This window comes from Streptomyces sp. CA-179760 (genome assembly GCF_050937045.1).
Lineage (GTDB): Bacteria > Actinomycetota > Actinomycetes > Streptomycetales > Streptomycetaceae > Streptomyces.
This window is the reverse complement of record NZ_JBNJLZ010000001.1, coordinates 4,470,132-4,486,880: the sequence shown is the minus strand read 5'-3', so window position 1 is coordinate 4,486,880 and position 16,749 is coordinate 4,470,132. Positions and strand designations below refer to the sequence as shown.

Here is a 16,749-nt window from a genome sequence, read left to right as displayed (position 1 = left end):
CAGACCTGTTTGCTTGTCGGCTGTCGGCGGTACGTACGTCGTGTGACTGCCAGGCGGAGTGGTGACGGCAAGGCGTTCCGGCATGTGGCGGAAGAACTGCGGACGCGGATGGCGGACGGGACGTATCCGCGCGGGGCTCTGCTGCCCTCTCAGCGCGAGCTGGCGGAGGAGTTCGGGGTCTCCAGGGACACCGTGCAGCGGGTCATCCAGGAACTGGGCAACGAGAGCTGGATCGAGAACCGGCAGGGGACCAGGGCCCGGGTCATCAAGAACCAGCGCATCCAGTCCGAGACGGCCAGGGCCACCCGGTCCCGGCGGCCGATGACACTGGACCCGCTGATCAGCGAGGCGTTCGAGCAGCGGGAAGTCACCCTGGACGTCTACACGTTGACGTCGGAATCGCTGGACGTCCACATCCGCCGTCAGGACGAACGGATCCGCGCCGGTGTCATCGCGCCCGAGCGCATCGCCCTGCGCATGCTCCTGCCGTCCGAGTCGCTGGAGCTGCCCTACCCCCGGGCCGTGAACGACGAGGACGCCCCCCGTCTGCGGGACCGCTTCCGCACCATCACCAGGCGGAGCACGGAGTCCCTGCACCAGGTGCTGGAGGGGCTGCGGGCGGAGAAGCTGGTGCCGTCCGTCGACCTCGAGATCCGGCACGCGCCCCTCACACCGACCTTCAAGCTCTACGTGATCAACGAAGCCGAGGTGCTGCACGGGCTGTACCGGGTCGTCGAACGGGCCCTGGTCCTGGAGAGCGGGGACCAGGTGCGGGCGCTCGACGTCCTGGGCCTCGGCGCCACGCTGACGCACCACGTGCAGGACGGTGACCCCGACTCGGCCGGGACCATCTTCGTGGACACCATGCGCAGGTGGTACGACTCCGTCTGGGACCTGCTGGCCGAGCGACCGGAGGGGACGAAAAGCGCCGGGGAGGCGTGAGGGGCCATGGGGGCCGCCGGGTGTAGCATTCCCGCACCGCGCACCGATTGAGTCAAACGCCAGTCCTCGTTCGTATCCGAAGGGCAACCGGCCACCATAGAACGAGTTCACGCCGTCTCATGCAGACGGGTGGCAAATCCACCCTCAATGGCTCACCTGCCATGCGCGGCACCGGCCGCGAACTTACCGTTTGCCATACCGTTCTCCCCTTCTCGCACTTCCGGAGCGGCCAGTGGGCGCACCTCCTCTTCCCCGTCCCTTCCTCGGGGAGCGCGCCTCGCACGACGCCGCCTACCGGGCCTTCGTCAGGCTTGCCGCCGAGCTGGGCCAGGCGAGCAGCGGCCATCACAACCAGAATTTCGTCCTGCCGTTGACGGAGGACATGGCCCGGCTGGTCGGACGTGAGGCCGGGACGTCCGTGACCGTCCGTGTCCGGCGACCGGACGCGCTGCCCGTGGTCATCCGAACCTGGCACAACGAGGCGGAGATCCTCGAGGCCGTCCGGGGGATCCTGCCGCATGCGCCGCAATGCCTGGTCAAGCGGAGCGATTTCGCGATCCACAGCTTTGTGGAGGGCGTACCGCTCTCCAGCGTCTGCGACAACGGCAAACCCGTCGACACCCTGCTCATCAAGGCGCTGGCCGGTCTGCTCGCCCAGATGGCCCAGGTGCGCCGTGGGGCACTGCCCGCCCTGCCGTCCGCCTGGCCCCGCAACGACATGGACAGCCAGGGATTCCTCCAGACGCTGGTCCAGCTGGCCGACCGGCAGATCAGGCGGCCCAACTGGTCCTCCTTCGGTGGGCTGTTCGCGGCGCTGGGCATCCCGGAGGACGCTCTCGCCGGGCTGGCCGGGCGGGTCCCCGCCATGGCCCGGCGGCCGTACAGCCTGCTCCACGCCGATCTGCACCGGGACAACGTGATCGTGTCCTACGCGGGCGACCCGCCCCTCATCTGTGTGGACTGGGAGCTGGCGACCTACGGCGACCCGCTGCACGACCTCGCCACGCACCTTGTCCGCATGCGGTACCCGGCCCACCAGTGGGCCGAGGTGGTCGACGCGTGGGCCGAGGCCATGCAGGAGGTCCGGCCGGCCGCCGTCAACGGACTGGCCAAGGATCTGCGGCACTACCTGGCGTTCGAGCGGGCCCAATCGGCCTTCCCCGACGTCATGCGAGCCGCCCGGTCCCTCGAGGAGTCGTTCACGCAGACGAGCCTGGACGAGGCGACGACCGAGGTGCGCCGGGCCCTCGACGCGGCGGCGGAGCCGCTCCGGCTCGGGAGCGTGCCGGGTGAGGGCGAGATCAGGCGGGCCCTGTTCCGCTGGCTGGTGTCGCGCATGAACGGGGACATCAGCGGCCGGGCCTGGATCGCGAAGGCGTTCGAGTGGCGGCCCGACCGGCGTGTTCCGGAGCGCCCCGACTTCCCGTCCGCCGCGGTCCGGGAGGCCTTGCTGGCAGAGGGCGCCGCCCCTGCGGGCCGGGTCTTCAAGGGGACCGCGCACCTGAACACGGTGGTCTCGGTGCCGGGCGTCGACTCCCCCGTGGTCGTACGGCGGAAGCTGCCCGAGGTGTGCCGCCGGGAACGTGGCTTCCTCAGCGAGCACACGGTGCTGCGCGCCATCGAGGAGTCGTCCATCGAGGTGGCGGCGCCGAGAGTGCTCGCGCTGGGCGAGAGCTTCCAGAGCGACACCATCGCCATCCACACCTATGTCGGACCGCGTGACGTCGACCGGCCACCCCATCACCCCGTCCACGGACTGCTGCCGCACGAGGCGGACGGCCTGGTGGACCAGCTGTGCGCCCTGACGCGGGTGCGGTACAAGCAGGTCGATCCGACCGCCGGTGAGGGCGCCTTCCACCACTGGCTGCGGGACCAGCTCATCTCCCTGGTGCGGGATCTGCCGAAGGAGTCGCAGCAGCTGGCCCGGCATCTCGGGCTGCCCGACGCGGACCGGTTGCGGCTGATCCTCTCCCGGCACGAGGTGAGCCGGCGGGAGCCCGCCCTGCTGCACGGGGACCTGAATCCCTGGAACCTCGTACGGCGCGACGACGACTTGGCGCTGACCATCATCGACTGGGAGATGGCCGTGGTCGGCGATCCCCTCTACGACCTCGTCCGGCACATGCACCTCACGCCGACCCGGCCGGAGATCCGGGACCGCATGTTCCGCCGCTGGGAGCGGCGGCTGCCCGCCGAGTACACCCGCGACTGGCGCGAGGACTGGCGGGTGTACCGCTGGCTGGAGATCGTGCGGTCCGCGTACGTCGATCTGGACCGCATCGTGACCGGCGCGAGCCTGGACGCCCCGAACGTGCGGCGGGCGGTGGACTCCTACGCGGTGACGCTGGCGGTCGCCACGGGCTCGCTCGGCCTCCCGGTCAGGTCCACGGCGAACCCGTATCTCGCCCGCGCCCTGGCCTAGCCACGGCCCCTGCGTAGGCTCCCCCCCATGAGCGATACCGGGCTGCGTGAGCGCAAGAAGCGGCGGATGTATCAGGCCGTGTCGGACATCGCGGTGGGGCTCTTCTTGGAGAAGGGGTTCGACGCGGTGTCGGTCGCCGAGGTGGCGGCGGCGGCCGAGATCTCCAAGCCGACGCTGTTCCGGTACTTCCCGGCCAAGGAGGATCTGGTGCTGTACCGGATCGCCGACCACGAGGGCGAGGCCGCGCGGGTGGTGGCCGGGGCGGAGGGGGCGCCGGTGGAGGCGTTGCGACGGCATTTCCTGGACGGGCTGGAGCGGAGTGACCCCGTGACCGGGCTCAACGACCATCCTCAGGTGCTCGCCTTCCATGCCCTGCTCTACGGGACGCCCTCCCTGGTCGCCCGTGCGCACACGCACCAGGAGCGGTCGGAGGCCGCGCTGGCCGAGGTGCTCGGGGGTGATCTGGACGCGCGGCTGGCGGCCGGGCAGATCATGGCCGTACTGCGGGTGCTCGCGCTGGAGAACTGGCGGCGGATCGCGGCGGGGGAGCGGGTCGCGGACGTGCGGGCGGACGCGGTGGCGGCGGCGGAGCGGGCGTTCCGTTGGCTGGCGGCCGGGTTGCCGGCACGGCTCCGTGGTGATTCTGAGTAATAAATTTAACTCGGTTACGTTTTTGCTCTACGCTCGGTGGAATGACGTCGACCGAACCTGCCCTTCAGCACGTACTCGACTGGGAACGCGCCCATCACGAGCGTTGCCGGGCCGCGCTCGCCGCGATGGTCGAGGGCGCCGGTGAACAGGTCGTCATCGGGGAGGACGTCTCGGCGTCCGGTGCCGACGCGGAGGTGCTCGGGTACCGGCTGCGCAGCCATGCCAAGGCCTTGCGCGAACTGCCCGAGGGGCCCTTGTTCTTCGGGGCCCTGGAGTTCGAGGGGGCCGGTGGGCGGCTGCACATCGGGCGGCTGCGCATCTCCGAGCACCCGGCCGAACCGCCCCTCGTCGTCGACTGGCGCGCACCCGTCTCGCGTGCCTTCTACCAGTCCTCCGCCCGCGATCCGCAGGGCGTCGTCGTACGCCGGCGGTTCGGGTGGGCGCCGGGCAGCCGCGGGGAGTCCGGCGACCTCACCGGACTGGAGGACGAGCACCTGGGGCAGGGCGAGATCCGCGCGAGCGCGATCGTCGCCCGGGAGATCGAACGGCCTCGTGTCGGACCCATGCGGGACATCGCGGCGACCATCCAGCCCGAGCAGGACGACCTCGTACGCGGGGACCTGGCGGTGTCGGTGTGCGTGCAGGGCGCGCCGGGCACCGGCAAGACGGCCGTCGGCCTGCACCGGGCCGCGTATCTGCTCTACACGCACCCGCAGCGCATCCGGCGCGGCGGTTTGCTGATCCTCGGGCCCAACCGCACGTTCCTGTCGTACATCGCGGAGGTGCTGCCGGCCCTCGGCGAGACGGGGGTGCGGCAGTCGACGCTCGCCGAGGAGATCGCCCGGTGGCCGGTCCGCGGTGCCGACGACGAGCCCACCGCCGTCGTCAAGCACGACGCCCGGATGGCGGAGGTGCTGCGGCGGGCTCTGTACGCGCGTGTGCGCACCGCGGGGGCGGGCCCGCTCGCCGTGCCGGACGGCTCGTACCGCTGGCGGGTGCCGGAGGCCGAGCTGGCGCGGATCGTCGCGGATGTACGGCAGGAGGAGCCGCCGTACGGGGTCGGGCGGGAGCGGGTGCGGGCGCGGATCGTGCGGTGTCTGCGCGAGCGGGTCGAGCGACGGGCCGGGCCGCCCGCGAACGCCTGGGTGCGCCAGGTCGAGCGGTCGCGGCCGGTGTCGGCGTACCTCGATGCCGTCTGGCCCCGGGTGCGGCCGGAGGAGGTCGTGGCCGAACTGCTCACCGAGCATGAGGTGTTGGCCGGGGCGGCCGACGGGCTGCTGGACGGCGCCGAGCAGCGGGCGCTGCTGTGGCGCAAGCCGCCCCGGTCGTGGAAGTCGGCGCGCTGGTCGACCGCCGATCTGGTGCTGCTCGACGAGGTGGCCGGGCTGATCGAGCACCCGGAGGGGTACGGGCATGTCGTCGTCGACGAGGCGCAGGACCTGTCCCCGATGGAGTGCCGGGCCATCGCCCGCCGGGCCCCCTTCGGCTCGCTGACGGTCCTGGGCGATCTGGCGCAGGGGACGACGCCGTGGGCGGCACGGTGTTGGCCGACGGTCCTGGAGCACCTGGGGAAACCGGACGCGGCCGTGGTCGAACTGACCACCGGCTTCCGCGTGCCGCGTGCCGTCGTCGGCCTCGCCAACAGGCTGCTGGAGCGGCTGGACGTGGACGTGCCGGCGGCCCGTTCGCTGCGCGGGGACGGAGAGTTGCGGATGCGGCAGACGGACCCGGACGGGGTGCCGGCGGCGGTCGTGGACGCCGTACGGGACGCGCTGGGGCAGGAAGGCTCGGTCGGGGTCGTCGCGGCGGACGCGGACGTGCCCCGGGTGCGGGCGGCCCTGGACGCGGCCGGTATCGAGGCGGCGGGCCCCGGGGAACTCGGCGCGCGGCTGTCCCTGGTGCCGGCGAGCGTGGTCAAGGGACTCGAGTACGACCACGTCGTGGCCGTCGAGCCGGCGGCGATCGCCGAGGCGGAGGCACGGGGGCTCCACCGGCTGTACGTGGTGCTGACGCGGGCGGTGACGAGGCTGGAGGTGGTGCGCGGAAGGCCGCTGCCGTTCTAGTGCCCGTCGTCCGTGGCTACAGTCCATGTCATGACCGACGACGAGGCGTTCACGGACATACCCACGACCACGCTGGCCGATCTGCTGGGCCGCGGGCAGGTCATGGACATCGGGATCCGGCCCCTGTGGGAGCCGGTGCCGCGGGTGGCCGGGCCGGCCTTCACCGTGCGGTGTCCTCCCGGCGACAACCTGATGCTGCACGCCGCGATCCACCGGGCCGAGCCCGGTTCGGTCGTCGTCGTGGAGTCGGGCGACCTGGACTACGCGCTGGCCGGCGGCAACGTCTGCGCCGTCGCCCAGCGCCGCGGCGTCACCGCGTTCGTCCTCGACGGGCTGATCCGCGACCTCCCCGAGGTGCGGGAGGCCCGCTTCCCCGTGTTCGCTCGCGGTGTCATCCCCATCCCGGGCGCCAAGGCGGTCGCACGGCCGCTCGGCGAGCGGGTGACCTGCGGCGGCGTGGGCGTCGACCCGGGTGACGTGGTCGTCGCCGACGAGGAGGGCGTCGTGGTGGTGCCCGGAGCCCGCCGGGAGGAGGTGCTCACCGCGGCCCGCGCCAAGCTGGCGAAGGAGGCCGCGGAGACACTGGACGAGTGGGAGTCGGCCCACCGTGCGCGCATCGACAAGCTCCTTGCGGAGCGGGGCTTCGCGGGCTTCGGGGGCTTCGAGGGCTGAGCCGGCTCAGCGTTCCGCGAAGGGGCCTTTCTCGGTGAAGGCCAGGGCGCCGAAACGCTCGCCGATGTGGCGGTGGGTCGCGGCGTCCGGGTGGACGTGGTCGGGGAGGGGCTGCTCGGCCGCGTCGGACTCGCCGTAGAGGGCGAGACCGTCGAGGTAGTGGAGGTTCGGGTCGTCGGCCGCGCGCTGCCGCACGATGCGGGCCAGTTCCTCCCGGATGACGCCGAGCGTGAGCTTCCCGGCGGCCTTCTCCGCCGGGTCGCCCATGGCGGCGAACAGCAGCCGGCCCTCGCTGATCGCGCCGAGGTCGGGGGCGGTGGGGCCGGGGGTGTCCTCGTGGATCGCGCAGTGGATGGGGGAGACGACCAGCAACGGGGTGTCGGGGTGCCCGTCGCGGATCGTGTCGAGGAAGCCGTGCACGGCCGGGCCGAAGGCGCGCAGCCGCATCACGTCCCCATTGACGATGTTGATGCCCACCTTGACGCTGATCAGGTCGGCCGGGGTGTCCCGCATGGCACGCGCGGTGAACGGGTCGAGCATCGCGCTGCCGCCGAAACCGAGGTTGACCAGTTCCACACCGCCCAGGGACGCGGCGATCGCGGGCCAGACGGCCGTGGGGCTCGCGGCGTCGGATCCGTGGCTGATCGAACTGCCGTGGTGCAGCCACACCCTGCGGCCCCGGTCCGGCAGGGGCGCCACGGGCGCGTCGGTGCGCAGGGCGACGAGCTCGGTCGTCTCGTTGTGCGGCAGCCAGATCTCGACGTCCTTCTCGCCCGCGGCCAGGCCGGTGAAACGGATGGTGCCCACCGGGCCCGGAGTGACCTCGCCGTCCCAGGTGGCCATGTCGACCGTGAGGACGTTGCCGCCGGTCCCGGAGGCCTGGCCGGCCGGACGGCCGTCGACGAGCAGGTCGTACAGGCCGTCCGGGCGGGACGGGAGGCCGACGTAGTCGCGCTTGGTGCGCAGCGTGTCGAGTTCGACGGCCGTCGCGGCGGTACGGAAGGCCAGCCGTACGCCGGAGGGCTGGGCCTCGGCCATGGCCAGCTGGGCGTTGGTGTTCTGGGCGCGGGCCCGGGCGGGCAGCCGGTGCGGGAGCAGGCCGTGCTCGGTGCGCTCCAGGTCGAGGGCGCCGCGCAGCAGGTCCGCCGTGAGAGGGGTGGTGATCCAGTCGTGCTCGGTGTGCATGGTGTCAGCCTCGGGGATCCGTAGGGGGCGCGGGCCAGTTGCGCAGCAGCGTGTCGAGCGCGTCGATGATCCGCGCCCAGGTGTCGTCGGTGTCCGGGGCGCTGTGGCTGAACCCGCCGCCCAGCTCCAGGCTGACGTACCCGTGGAAGACGCTGCCGAGCAGCCGGACCGCGTGGGTCTGGTCCGGTTCCGTCAGGTCGTAGCCGCGCAGCAGGGCCCGGGTCATCTGCGCGTGCCGGACGCCGGCGCTCGCCGCCGCAGTCTCCGGGGCGAGCCGCAGTTGGGCCGCGGCGTAGCGGCCGGGGTGTTCCCGGGCGTAGTCGCGGTACACGTCGGCCAGGGCGGCCAGGGCGTCCTTGCCGGCGCGTCCGGCCAAGGCGTCGGCGGCCCGGTCGGCCATTTCCGCGAGCGCCAGCAGGGCGATCCTGGTCCGGAGGTCCTGGGAGTTCCTGACGTGCGAGTACAGGCTCGCGACCTTGACGTCGAAGCGCCGGGCGAGCGCCGAGACGGTGACCTCGTCGAAGCCCACCTCGTCGGCGAGTTCCGCGCCCGCCTCGGTCAGCCGCTCCGGTGTGAGTCCCACGCGTGCCATACGGCTTCTCCCTTCCACCTGAAGGGATTCTGCATCTACCTAATACCTTTAGGCAAATTTTCTTCGGTCCTAGGCGTCCTGGAGGGCGCGCCGGGCGGGCGCTCGCAGCCTCTTGCCCCGCCTGGTCAGGCCCCAGGGCTTCAGGACCGAGATCACCGTCATGAAGACGTAGGCGGACAGCGAGACGACCGGCCCCATCAGGACGTCCCCGGCGTCGGGCAGCGGGCCGCCCGCGGTGACGGCGGTGACCGCGGAGTTCACCCCGGGACGCAGGGCGAACACCGTGGCGGTGGTCGTGGCGAGGGTCAGCCAGAACTTCGTGTAGACCCACCGGTGCCGCGCCAGACCCCAGGGCGTGCCCAGCGACAGCACCAGACCGCTGAGCAGCGTGAGGAACGCGACGGGTAGCAGCAGCCAGTCGGCGAAGAGCTTCATGGCCCGGGCGGACGCCTCCACGGTCACGGCGGACCCGGTGGTGGCCGCGGTGGTCCCGAGCGCGAGCAGCCCGAGCGTGAGCCCGAGCCAGCTCGCGGAGGCGATGACGTGGACGACCAGCACGGTTCGGCGGGCGGGGCGGCTGAGTTTCCGGTTCATGGGGAACACGCTGCCGGGGCGGCGGGGCGAGGTCGTCTTACGGCGGGAGTAAACCGGCGTACTGACGTCGGCGTACGGGGTGGGTGTCAGTGGCGTCGTCTAGCTTCGCGGCATGACCGAGCCCTCCCACCTCACCGCGATCCGGGAGTCCTACGACACCGTCGCCGCCGACTACGCCCGACTCGTCAAGGAACCGGCCGAGTTGGACCCGGTGTCCCGAGCGATGCTGGCCGCCTTCGCCGAACTCGCGGCGCCCCTCGGGCCGGTCGCCGACCTGGGCTGCGGTCCCGGCAAGGTGACGGCACACCTGGCGGCCCTGGGGGTGCCGGTTTTCGGCGTGGATGTGTCGCCGAGGATGATCGAGCTGGCTCGGGCGGCGTACCCGGAACTCCGTTTCACCGTCGGCTCGATGACGGATCTTGAGATCGGCACCGGCGAACTCGGCGGCATCCTGGCGTACTACACGACCCATCACACCCCGCCGCAGTGGCTGCCGACCGTGTTCGCCGAGTTCCACCGCACCCTCGCGCCCGGCGGTCGGCTGATGCTGGCGGGCCATGTGGGCAGCGGCGAGCACCTGCGCCCGACGCGTGCGTACGGCGACCATCCGGTGTCCTACGAGTCGCATCTGCTGCCGCCGGACCGGATCGCGGAACTGCTCCGGCAGGCGGGGCTGGTGGTCATGACGCGGGTGGTGCAGGAATCGGAGGGGGGAGTCAGGAGGCAGTACGGCACGTTCCTGGCGTACAAGCCTCAGTAGCGGCGCGGGCCCTGCCGCTACTCGCCGGCCTTGGGCGTGTCGTCAGCCGGCCGTTCGACGACGAAGGAACCCTTGCCTCGCACGGTGATGATCAGGCCGCGCTCACGGAGTTCCTGTGCGGCCCGCCGGGCGGTGAGTCGTGCGACGCCGTACTCGTCGGCGAGGTGGTTCTCGGAAGGGATGGGCCTGTCCGGCGCCAGCTCTCCGGATGCGATCTTCCCGGCGATGACGTCGGCCAGCTGCATGTAGAGCGGCCTCGCGCTCATCGGGTCCAGCGAGGGCTTCGACGCTTCGGTATCGCTCATACGTCCAACGTAGAGCGGTAGTGACCTGCCCGGTCGTGTGGATCCCTCTGTACTTGTATGCAGAGGGCTGTAGCCAGGTGTAGCGTCGAAGACGAAAGACCCCGGCGAGGTGGCTAGACCTCCCGGGGCACGGCCAACGCTGATCAAGGAGCGTCGACATGCACGACCTTATCCCCCGAGCCCTTCAATGGCTGCGCCTTCTCTTCGCCCCCGGCACCGGGAAACGGCGTCGGTGCCGCCCCCGCCGTCACTTCTTCCCCCACGTGCACCTCACCCTCGTAAACTGCCCCTCCGCACCCCAGCCCGCGCATCTCCCTCGCCACCGCTCCCCGTACGGCCTCCCCATCCCTCTCGACGGCAGCGCCTCCGCCCTGGTCCGCCCCTACCTCGCCGCTCACAAACAGGAAGCCGCCCTTCAGCAGTGCCGCCGCCCGGCCCTGGAGGTGGCCGTCTGATGGAACACACCAACGGCACACCCCCGCCCCGGCTCCTGCCCTGGCCGTCCCTCGACGGCAACCCTTGCTACCTGGTGACCGACGACAACGGCAGCTACCTCTCCCGGCTGGCCGACGACCTGGAGGCCGTGCAGCTCGCCACCGGCGCCGACGTGCTCGGCCTGGCCCGCAAGGTGCTGGACGACCCGGCTTCGCCCTACACCGAGGTCCGCTACGCCGGAATCCGTCTCGCCGAGTGCTGACCGACGCCCTGCGCGTGTCCTCAGATCGTCGTCGAGGAGGTCTTCTGGCAGTGAACTGAGGCCAGTCACGCGGCGGTCCGCCGGTCAGCGGCCCGCCCTATTCCACGCGTGGACGAGAACGTTGCCCTGCGGAGGCACTGGCCTGCATGCTGCTCGCGGGCTTGAACGAGACGTGGTCGACGGCTGGAGGACAGCCCGACCGGCTACCCGGCGTGTGTCCACACCCGCAACGGGCCGAGCGGCTCGAAGCCGTGCCGGAGGGCGACCACCAGATGCTGACCCTGCTCGTAGCCGACGACGGGCAGGGTGGGAAAGAGCCGGGCGAGCGCCCGCAGGACCACCGGCCAGGCTGCGTCGGGCCCGCCGTTTCGCCCGAAGACGTTGGAGACACCGACCACGTGCTCGCTGCGGCTCGCGACCGCTCCGGCGGTGATGTGGCCGTCGGCGGCCCGCCCGAGGATCACGAAGGTCTCCGGGTCGGCGAGCAGTTCGGGCCGGAACAGGTCCGCGTTCCCCGCTCCGTCGTCCCAAGCCAACGCCCAGGCACGCAGCGTGTCCGGGTCGCCCGCCACGTCCCACACGAGATCCGGTGCCTCGGGTGCCGAGCCGGCGGGCCGGTGGATCCATTGCGCCTCGAAAAGCACCCCGAACCCGGTCTCCGCAAGCTCCAGGTCGGCGAAACCGTCCTTGACCGAGGCGCCGGGTGAGCCGGTGTCGATCCGTGCCACGAGCGCATCCTCGTCGACACCCGGCTCCAGCGTCACCGCGTCGGGGTAGTAGAGCGGCGTCCGCACCGGGGAGGCCCAGGCGTCGGCCCCGAACTCGCCCGTCACCCCGTGCGCCCGGCACATCGCCGCACACCACTCGGCGTTGTTCCGGGCGGCGGCCCGGATGAGGGAGTGCTGCGAAGTCGTCGTCACGAGTGCGGATCATGACGGTGCCCACCCCGGCTCGTCGAACGATTTAGCGACCGACCGCTTCTAGGGTGTGCAGGGCCGGAGTTCCCCACCGATCGGCCCGGAGGCGCCATGACCCCGCTGATGAAGTTGAGCGCGATCACCCTGGACTGCGCGGACCCGCTCGCCCTGGCGGCGTTCTACCAGCAAGCCACCGGACTTGAGCTCCACCCCGATTCGGACGCCGGGTTCGCCGCGCTGGACGGTGAGGGCGGGTTCAACATCGGGTTTCAGCGGGTCGACGACTACCGGCCTGATCGGACTGCCAGGCGGTGCTCCTCTAGGAGTACTGCTGAAGGATCTGCCTGGCGAGTTGTCGGATATGTTCGCGGGCTTCCGCGGGGCCCGTCACGGTGACGCTGTCGCCGAACTGCAGGAGCAGGCGCACGGCTTCCACGTTCTGACCGGCGACCGCGATGCTCACGCGTCGCGCTCCCGCAGCGTCCCGCACCGTCAGCCGACGGCCGAGGATGCGCCTCGCCCTGCCCAGCTGGTCGCTGTCGAGCTCGGCATGGATCTGAAAGGTGTCCGGGCTCTCCCAGCGCGCCGTCAGCTCTGCGGCGACGCCGTCCAGGGTCGCGCCCGGCCGCAGCCGGCGGACTGCCCGCATCGGTTCCCAGTCGACGAGCCGTTCCAGCGCGTGCAGATGCGGACGACCCACGGAGTCGGCCACGAGATACCACCTGCCGGCCTTGGCCAGCAGGCCGTACGGGTCGACGATCCGCCACCTGGGCTCGGTCTCCTCGGACCGGCGGTAACGGATACGCAACCGCACCCCGCGCCTCAGGTCGCCCACCAGCGCCGCCGGAGGCAGGCCCTCGGCGTCCCGGAAGAACCAGGGACTGTTGTCGGTGGTCACGACCGCGCTCAGAGGCAGCGCACCGGTGCTCGACGGGCGCAGCGCCGATCGCACCTTCTGGTGTGCGCGCTGGGTGTCGGCCATGGCTCCCAGCTGTTCGCGCTGCGTGTCGTCGAGGCCGTAGAGCGCGAGATGGTCCCGTTCGTTCGGAGTGAGCCGTGACGTGTCGAGCAAGCCACCGGGCAGCAGAGTCACCCCGCCCCAACGGCCGCGCCGCATCAGCAGGGGGAAGCCTGCCTCTTGCAGCCATTGCACATCTCTGAGGACGGTACGGACCGACACACCGACCTGGGCCGCCAGTTCGGCGGTCGTCGTGGTCTCCCGCGATTGCAGCGCCAGCAGCAGCGAGAAGAAGCGATCCGGAGTCACGAGATCGAGAATCTCAGAAAACCTGACGGGATCCGTCATGTATGACGTGCAGGCTCCGGTCGTTCAGTGAGACCGGCCCAAGGAGCGAGCAATGTCGTCCTCGATCGTGTTCATCGTCTACGTCAACGACGCGCCCGAAGCGGCCCGCTTCTACGCGGACCTCCTCGAGATCAAGCCAGGCTTCCAGACCCCTGGTTACATCGCCTTCGACCTCGGCGAAGGCGTGGACCTCGCGCTCTGGAGCGGGCAGCTGGACGGCTTGACCCCCGCGGTGCCACGCACCAGCGAGGTCTGTCTTGCCCTGTCTGGCGGGCCCGAGGCGATCGACCGTCAGTTCGCGCGATGGGTGGGTAAGGGGGTTCGAGTGGTCAGCGAGCCGCGCGATGAGGTGTTCGGGCGCACGTTCGTCGTCGCGGACCCGGACGGCAACCTGATCCGAGTCGCTCCCGTCGACTGACCACTGGTGTCTCCGCCTCGGCGCACGCCGCTCACGGTCGAGGTACTGCGCGCGGACGTGGCGCTGTGTCGCCAGGGAGACCGAGGTCGGCTGGGACAGCTGCTGCTCAGCTGTCCCAGCCGACCTGGATGGAAGTGGCCACTTAGAAGGGGCCGGGGGGTGTGACCTCCCGTGCCCCCGCGCAGGCCGATGGCGGGCACGAGCGGCGGGCGCCGGCTGTCCGAGATCGAATGGGAGATCGGGACAGGTCGAGTTGGCCGGCGACCGGCGCGTGCGGGCGAGCCCGGCGTGTGCCGACCTGAGCTGACCGCCTTCAACAGCCGGTAGAACGTCGCCCGAGACGGCAGCGGCACCACCCCGGGTCCGTGATCGGCCTCCAGCAGGCGTTCCACCCGGCGCCGCAGCACCTCTCACATTCGGCGGGAGCTGAGCGTCACGTCGACGGCCGGGTGAGTTTGGCGGCCACAGCGTCGAGGACCCAGTCCAGACCGGTCGTGAAGGATGTCTCGGCGTCCACGTCCGTGCCGTCGTACACGGCCTTGGCGAGTGCCGGGAAGCGGCCCGTGGCCAGCATCCTTGTCACATGCGGGCCGTGGGCGCGCTGCCAGTCGTGCTTGGACAGGCCCGTGGCGCGCTCGGCCCGCAGGTTCGTGATCTCGCGCCTGATCGCGCCGGTGACGTAGGCGCTGACCGTCTCCACGGCTCGCATGACGGTGTCGATGTTGGTGAGGCCGTCGAGGGGGGCCAGCGTGGCCTCGGTCACGGCGAGGCCGTTCGGGCCCAGGGCCGGGCGGCGGCCGAGCAGGTCGGCCAGCCATTCGTGACGGAGAGCTGCCTGCCTGGTGCGGTGGGCCAGGATGCGCAGGGCCTCCCGCCAGTCAGCGGGCTGCTCCTCGGGAAGAATCTCGGCGTAGACCTCGTCCACCATGAGGTCGAACAACTCCTCCTTGGTGGAGATGTATCCGTACAGCCGCATCGGTCCGGCGTTCAGCCGGCCGGCGACCTTGCGCAACGACACCGCCTCCAACCCGCCCTCGTCGGCCAGCGCGATGGCGGCGGCCACGATCCGCTCCTGGTCGAGCGGCACGGGGCGAGTCGGCGGCTCCGGCCGGTCCCACACAGTCATGCTCACATCGTACCGTTGCGATGCAGCGTATTAGAGGAATACAGTGTATCGACATGAGACATCGTATCGCTGTGGTCGGGGGCGGTCCTGCCGGCCTCACCTTCGCCTGTGTCCTGCACCGCCATGGCCACCCTGTCACCGTCCTCGAACGTGATCCCGCCCCCGACGCCCGACCCCCGGGCGGCACGCTGGACCTGCACGAAGGGTTGGGCCAGCTCGCGCTGGACAAGGCGGGGCTGCTGGCGGAGTTCCAGGCACTGTCCCGTCCCGAGGGGCAGGCCATGCGCATCCTGGACACGGCCGGGACCGTCCTGCGCGACTGGCGACCACGTCCAGATGACCGGGCCAATCCCGAGATCGACCGCGGGCAACTCCGTGACCTGCTGCTCGGCCCTCTCGACGTCCAGTGGGGGCGGGGCGTGACGCAGGTGGTGCCGGGGGCCCGGGACGGCGTACGGGTCCATTTCGCGGACGGGCGACAGGAGACGTTCGACCTCGTGGTCGGCATGAGCTCGCTGACCGCCTCCTGCCGGCATTCCGGTGTGAGGTCGACGTTCAAGAGCGTGGCGGCGTTCCGCTGGAACTCCTGCCTGTGGGAGTAGGGCACCCCGAGCAGTTCGCCGATCACTTGTGACGGGATCGGCAGCGCGAATGCCTTGAACAGGTCGACCGGGCCCCCGGCGAGCTCCATCGCGTTCAACTGGTCATTGACGATCGCTTCGATCTCCGGCTCGAGGAGCTTTATCCGGCGCACTGTGAAGTCACCGGTGAGCAACCGCCGATAGTGGTCGTGCTCGGGCGGGTCCATGCGGAGGAAGAATCCGGGCGGCACGGGCGCCGTTGCCGGATGGGCAAGCGGTGAGCGCATGTGGTCCGGGCGGACGCTGAATCGGGGGTCTGCCAGGACCGCCCGCGCTGCGGCGTAGCCGGTCACCAACCACCCCTGACCACCGTCGGCGTAGGTCATGTGATGGATCGGGCCGAGCCCCTGCCGGCGGCGCAGTTCCTCTGGCGGATATAACGGGTTCTGGCGGGCCGTGGGCATGACCAGTGCCGGGGACGTGCTCTCCATGGGCCGCTCCTCGGTCGGTACGGACCTCCCGATAAAACAGCACTCAATGCAAAACGTCAATGAATGCAAAATTACATCGCACGCGGTAAGGTGCTGTCGTGACCAGCGACCCCGGGCTGCGCCAGCGGAAGAAGATGCGCACGAGGCAAGCGCTCGTCGAAGGCGCCCTGCGATTGTTCGCCGAGAAGGGTTACGACCAGACAACCGTGGCGGAGATCGCGGCCTCTGCAGACATCGCGACACGGACCTTCTTCAGCTACTTCGACAGCAAGGACGACATCGTCTTCTTCGACGACAGGTCGCGGCTGGAGCGCGCGGTCGAGATCATCGGAGAACGGCAGCCCGGTGAACCGGTGGCCGACTTGCTGCGGCGCGTCATCGACCAGAGTGTTTTCGCGGACGCGGACTCGGAGTTGGCGCGGAAGGTCGGCCCGGTTCGGACCCGGCTGATCGCGTCGGTCCCGGCACTTCAGGCGCGCGAACTGCACCTGCTGTTCGACATCCAGCTACAGCTGACCGAAGCGCTCCACCTCGCTTGCCCCGAACTGGACCTCGTCGAGGCCGCCGCGGCGGTGGGCTCGCTGGTCGGGGCGATCAAGGTCGTCGTCGCCGCATGCCAAAAGCGAGGCAACCGGCCGGAGCAGACCTACAAAGCCGTTCGCAGGGCCACCGACATCGCGATCGACGGCCTCAACTCGCTCCCCCGCCAGGCTTAGCGTGTTCAGCGCACGCGCACCCGGTCGTGGCGCGGATAGCGGTGAACACAGTCCCTGGCCGATTTTGAGGCTCGGACGGGTCGCCCTGAGGCTGCGCTCTGCGCCCCGGCCACACCGACTCCAACGCGGCCTTCACCGTGCGGAATCCGACGCCGTACTCACGCATCAAGGCCCCGGTACGACATCCCTGCCCGGGCATCACGGCGGATCGCCGCGTACAAGTCGACCTTGTATTTCGGTGGCGCCATCGCTGCCTCATCCCGCAGAGAACGTCAATGCTTTCCACCGCAAGCCCCCGGGCGTTGTCAGAA

The 16,749-nt window shown here is 70.7% G+C and carries 17 protein-coding genes and 2 pseudogenes; 12 read left to right on the top strand and 7 right to left on the bottom strand.

Going from position 1 to position 16,749, the window contains the following annotated elements; genetic code table 11:
• Positions 1 to 42: 42 nt before the first annotated feature.
• From ACQEV8_RS20110 to ACQEV8_RS20090, 5 genes are all read left to right on the top strand, one after another.
• Positions 43 to 942 (top strand): winged helix-turn-helix domain-containing protein, encoded by a 900-nt coding sequence (locus ACQEV8_RS20110; protein WP_432962118.1) that lies wholly within the window; start codon positions 43 to 45, stop codon positions 940 to 942.
• A 232-nt stretch (positions 943 to 1,174) separates the two neighbouring features.
• Entirely contained in the window at positions 1,175 to 3,364 is a 2,190-nt protein-coding gene (locus ACQEV8_RS20105; protein WP_432962116.1) for a phosphotransferase family protein, read from the top strand.
• Between the two features lie 27 nt (positions 3,365 to 3,391).
• Positions 3,392 to 4,015 carry a TetR/AcrR family transcriptional regulator gene (locus ACQEV8_RS20100; RefSeq protein ID WP_432962114.1) on the top strand — a complete coding sequence of 208 codons (624 nt, stop codon included), beginning with the start codon at positions 3,392 to 3,394 and terminating at the stop codon, positions 4,013 to 4,015.
• Between the two features lie 41 nt (positions 4,016 to 4,056).
• Positions 4,057 to 6,078: a HelD family protein gene (locus tag ACQEV8_RS20095; RefSeq protein ID WP_432962111.1), complete on the top strand. Its 2,022-nt coding sequence runs from the start codon at positions 4,057 to 4,059 to the stop codon at positions 6,076 to 6,078.
• Positions 6,079 to 6,108: 30 nt separating this feature from the next.
• Entirely contained in the window at positions 6,109 to 6,750 is a 642-nt protein-coding gene (locus ACQEV8_RS20090; RefSeq protein ID WP_432962108.1) for an RraA family protein, read from the top strand.
• A gap of 6 nt (positions 6,751 to 6,756) precedes the next feature.
• On the opposite strand, the gene ACQEV8_RS20085 is transcribed toward ACQEV8_RS20090, so the two are convergent.
• The 3 genes from ACQEV8_RS20085 to ACQEV8_RS20075 all read right to left on the bottom strand — a co-directional run bounded on the left by ACQEV8_RS20085 (position 6,757) and on the right by ACQEV8_RS20075 (position 9,121).
• Positions 6,757 to 7,935 (bottom strand): GDSL-type esterase/lipase family protein, encoded by a 1,179-nt coding sequence (locus ACQEV8_RS20085; RefSeq protein ID WP_432962106.1) that lies wholly within the window; start codon positions 7,933 to 7,935, stop codon positions 6,757 to 6,759.
• Positions 7,936 to 7,939: 4 nt separating this feature from the next.
• On the bottom strand, positions 7,940 to 8,527 hold the full coding sequence (locus tag ACQEV8_RS20080; protein WP_432962104.1) for a TetR/AcrR family transcriptional regulator: 588 nt from the start codon (positions 8,525 to 8,527) through the stop codon (positions 7,940 to 7,942).
• Between the two features lie 69 nt (positions 8,528 to 8,596).
• Entirely contained in the window at positions 8,597 to 9,121 is a 525-nt protein-coding gene (locus tag ACQEV8_RS20075; protein ID WP_432962101.1) for a DUF2269 family protein, read from the bottom strand.
• A 112-nt stretch (positions 9,122 to 9,233) separates the two neighbouring features.
• On the opposite strand from ACQEV8_RS20075, the gene ACQEV8_RS20070 reads away from it, so the two are divergent.
• The gene (locus tag ACQEV8_RS20070; RefSeq protein WP_432962099.1) at positions 9,234 to 9,881 is read left to right on the top strand and encodes a class I SAM-dependent methyltransferase; all 648 of its coding nucleotides are present in this window, start codon (positions 9,234 to 9,236) and stop codon (positions 9,879 to 9,881) included.
• A 17-nt stretch (positions 9,882 to 9,898) separates the two neighbouring features.
• Here ACQEV8_RS20070 and ACQEV8_RS20065 read toward each other — a convergent pair whose 3' ends face one another.
• The gene (locus ACQEV8_RS20065; RefSeq protein WP_432962097.1) at positions 9,899 to 10,186 is read right to left on the bottom strand and encodes a GntR family transcriptional regulator; all 288 of its coding nucleotides are present in this window, start codon (positions 10,184 to 10,186) and stop codon (positions 9,899 to 9,901) included.
• A 158-nt stretch (positions 10,187 to 10,344) separates the two neighbouring features.
• Between ACQEV8_RS20065 and ACQEV8_RS20060 the strand changes: the two genes are divergently transcribed.
• Both ACQEV8_RS20060 and ACQEV8_RS20055 read left to right on the top strand, forming a co-directional pair.
• On the top strand, positions 10,345 to 10,641 hold the full coding sequence (locus tag ACQEV8_RS20060) for a hypothetical protein (RefSeq protein ID WP_432962095.1): 297 nt from the start codon (positions 10,345 to 10,347) through the stop codon (positions 10,639 to 10,641).
• Positions 10,641 to 10,883, top strand: coding sequence for a hypothetical protein (locus ACQEV8_RS20055; protein ID WP_432962093.1), 243 nt, complete (start codon positions 10,641 to 10,643; stop codon positions 10,881 to 10,883). Before ACQEV8_RS20060 ends, ACQEV8_RS20055 begins: the two co-directional genes overlap by 1 nt.
• A gap of 203 nt (positions 10,884 to 11,086) precedes the next feature.
• On the opposite strand, the gene ACQEV8_RS20050 is transcribed toward ACQEV8_RS20055, so the two are convergent.
• Entirely contained in the window at positions 11,087 to 11,734 is a 648-nt protein-coding gene (locus ACQEV8_RS20050) for a hypothetical protein (protein ID WP_432972836.1), read from the bottom strand.
• A 177-nt stretch (positions 11,735 to 11,911) separates the two neighbouring features.
• Between ACQEV8_RS20050 and ACQEV8_RS20045 the strand changes: the two are divergent.
• Positions 11,912 to 12,091: pseudogene (locus ACQEV8_RS20045) on the top strand (VOC family protein); the annotation flags it as partial.
• 28 nt (positions 12,092 to 12,119) lie between these two features.
• On the opposite strand, the gene ACQEV8_RS20040 reads toward ACQEV8_RS20045, so the two are convergent.
• Positions 12,120 to 13,067 carry a helix-turn-helix transcriptional regulator gene (locus tag ACQEV8_RS20040; protein ID WP_432962090.1) on the bottom strand — a complete coding sequence of 316 codons (948 nt, stop codon included), beginning with the start codon at positions 13,065 to 13,067 and terminating at the stop codon, positions 12,120 to 12,122.
• 91 nt (positions 13,068 to 13,158) lie between these two features.
• On the opposite strand from ACQEV8_RS20040, the gene ACQEV8_RS20035 reads away from it, so the two are divergent.
• Entirely contained in the window at positions 13,159 to 13,524 is a 366-nt protein-coding gene (locus ACQEV8_RS20035; RefSeq protein ID WP_432962088.1) for a VOC family protein, read from the top strand.
• A gap of 433 nt (positions 13,525 to 13,957) precedes the next feature.
• Here ACQEV8_RS20035 and ACQEV8_RS20030 read toward each other — a convergent pair whose 3' ends face one another.
• A complete protein-coding gene (locus ACQEV8_RS20030; RefSeq protein WP_432962086.1) occupies positions 13,958 to 14,650 on the bottom strand; it encodes a TetR/AcrR family transcriptional regulator in 693 nt (230 codons plus the stop codon).
• Positions 14,651 to 14,703: 53 nt separating this feature from the next.
• On the opposite strand from ACQEV8_RS20030, the pseudogene ACQEV8_RS20025 reads away from it, so the two are divergent.
• Positions 14,704 to 15,156, top strand: a pseudogene (locus ACQEV8_RS20025) (FAD-dependent oxidoreductase); the annotation flags it as partial.
• A 664-nt stretch (positions 15,157 to 15,820) separates the two neighbouring features.
• Positions 15,821 to 16,438 (top strand): TetR/AcrR family transcriptional regulator, encoded by a 618-nt coding sequence (locus ACQEV8_RS20020; protein ID WP_432962084.1) that lies wholly within the window; start codon positions 15,821 to 15,823, stop codon positions 16,436 to 16,438.
• Positions 16,439 to 16,749: the final 311 nt, after the last annotated feature.

Bases quoted from the DNA above. Each gene is read 5' to 3' on its own strand.
- ACQEV8_RS20065 (WP_432962097.1), bottom strand. From the start codon at position 10,186: ATGAGCGATACCGAAGCGTCGAAGCCCTCGCTGGACCCGATGAGCGCG.
- ACQEV8_RS20050 (WP_432972836.1), bottom strand. From the start codon at position 11,734: ATGTGCCGGGCGCACGGGGTGACGGGCGAGTTCGGGGCCGACGCCTGG.
- ACQEV8_RS20090 (WP_432962108.1), top strand. From the start codon at position 6,109: ATGACCGACGACGAGGCGTTCACGGACATACCCACGACCACGCTGGCC.
- ACQEV8_RS20095 (WP_432962111.1), top strand. From the start codon at position 4,057: ATGACGTCGACCGAACCTGCCCTTCAGCACGTACTCGACTGGGAACGC.
- ACQEV8_RS20100 (WP_432962114.1), top strand. From the start codon at position 3,392: ATGAGCGATACCGGGCTGCGTGAGCGCAAGAAGCGGCGGATGTATCAG.
- ACQEV8_RS20030 (WP_432962086.1), bottom strand. From the start codon at position 14,650: ATGACTGTGTGGGACCGGCCGGAGCCGCCGACTCGCCCCGTGCCGCTC.
- ACQEV8_RS20075 (WP_432962101.1), bottom strand. From the start codon at position 9,121: ATGAACCGGAAACTCAGCCGCCCCGCCCGCCGAACCGTGCTGGTCGTC.
- ACQEV8_RS20060 (WP_432962095.1), top strand. From the start codon at position 10,345: ATGCACGACCTTATCCCCCGAGCCCTTCAATGGCTGCGCCTTCTCTTC.
- ACQEV8_RS20080 (WP_432962104.1), bottom strand. From the start codon at position 8,527: ATGGCACGCGTGGGACTCACACCGGAGCGGCTGACCGAGGCGGGCGCG.
- ACQEV8_RS20085 (WP_432962106.1), bottom strand. From the start codon at position 7,935: ATGCACACCGAGCACGACTGGATCACCACCCCTCTCACGGCGGACCTG.
- ACQEV8_RS20035 (WP_432962088.1), top strand. From the start codon at position 13,159: ATGTCGTCCTCGATCGTGTTCATCGTCTACGTCAACGACGCGCCCGAA.
- ACQEV8_RS20055 (WP_432962093.1), top strand. From the start codon at position 10,641: ATGGAACACACCAACGGCACACCCCCGCCCCGGCTCCTGCCCTGGCCG.
- ACQEV8_RS20070 (WP_432962099.1), top strand. From the start codon at position 9,234: ATGACCGAGCCCTCCCACCTCACCGCGATCCGGGAGTCCTACGACACC.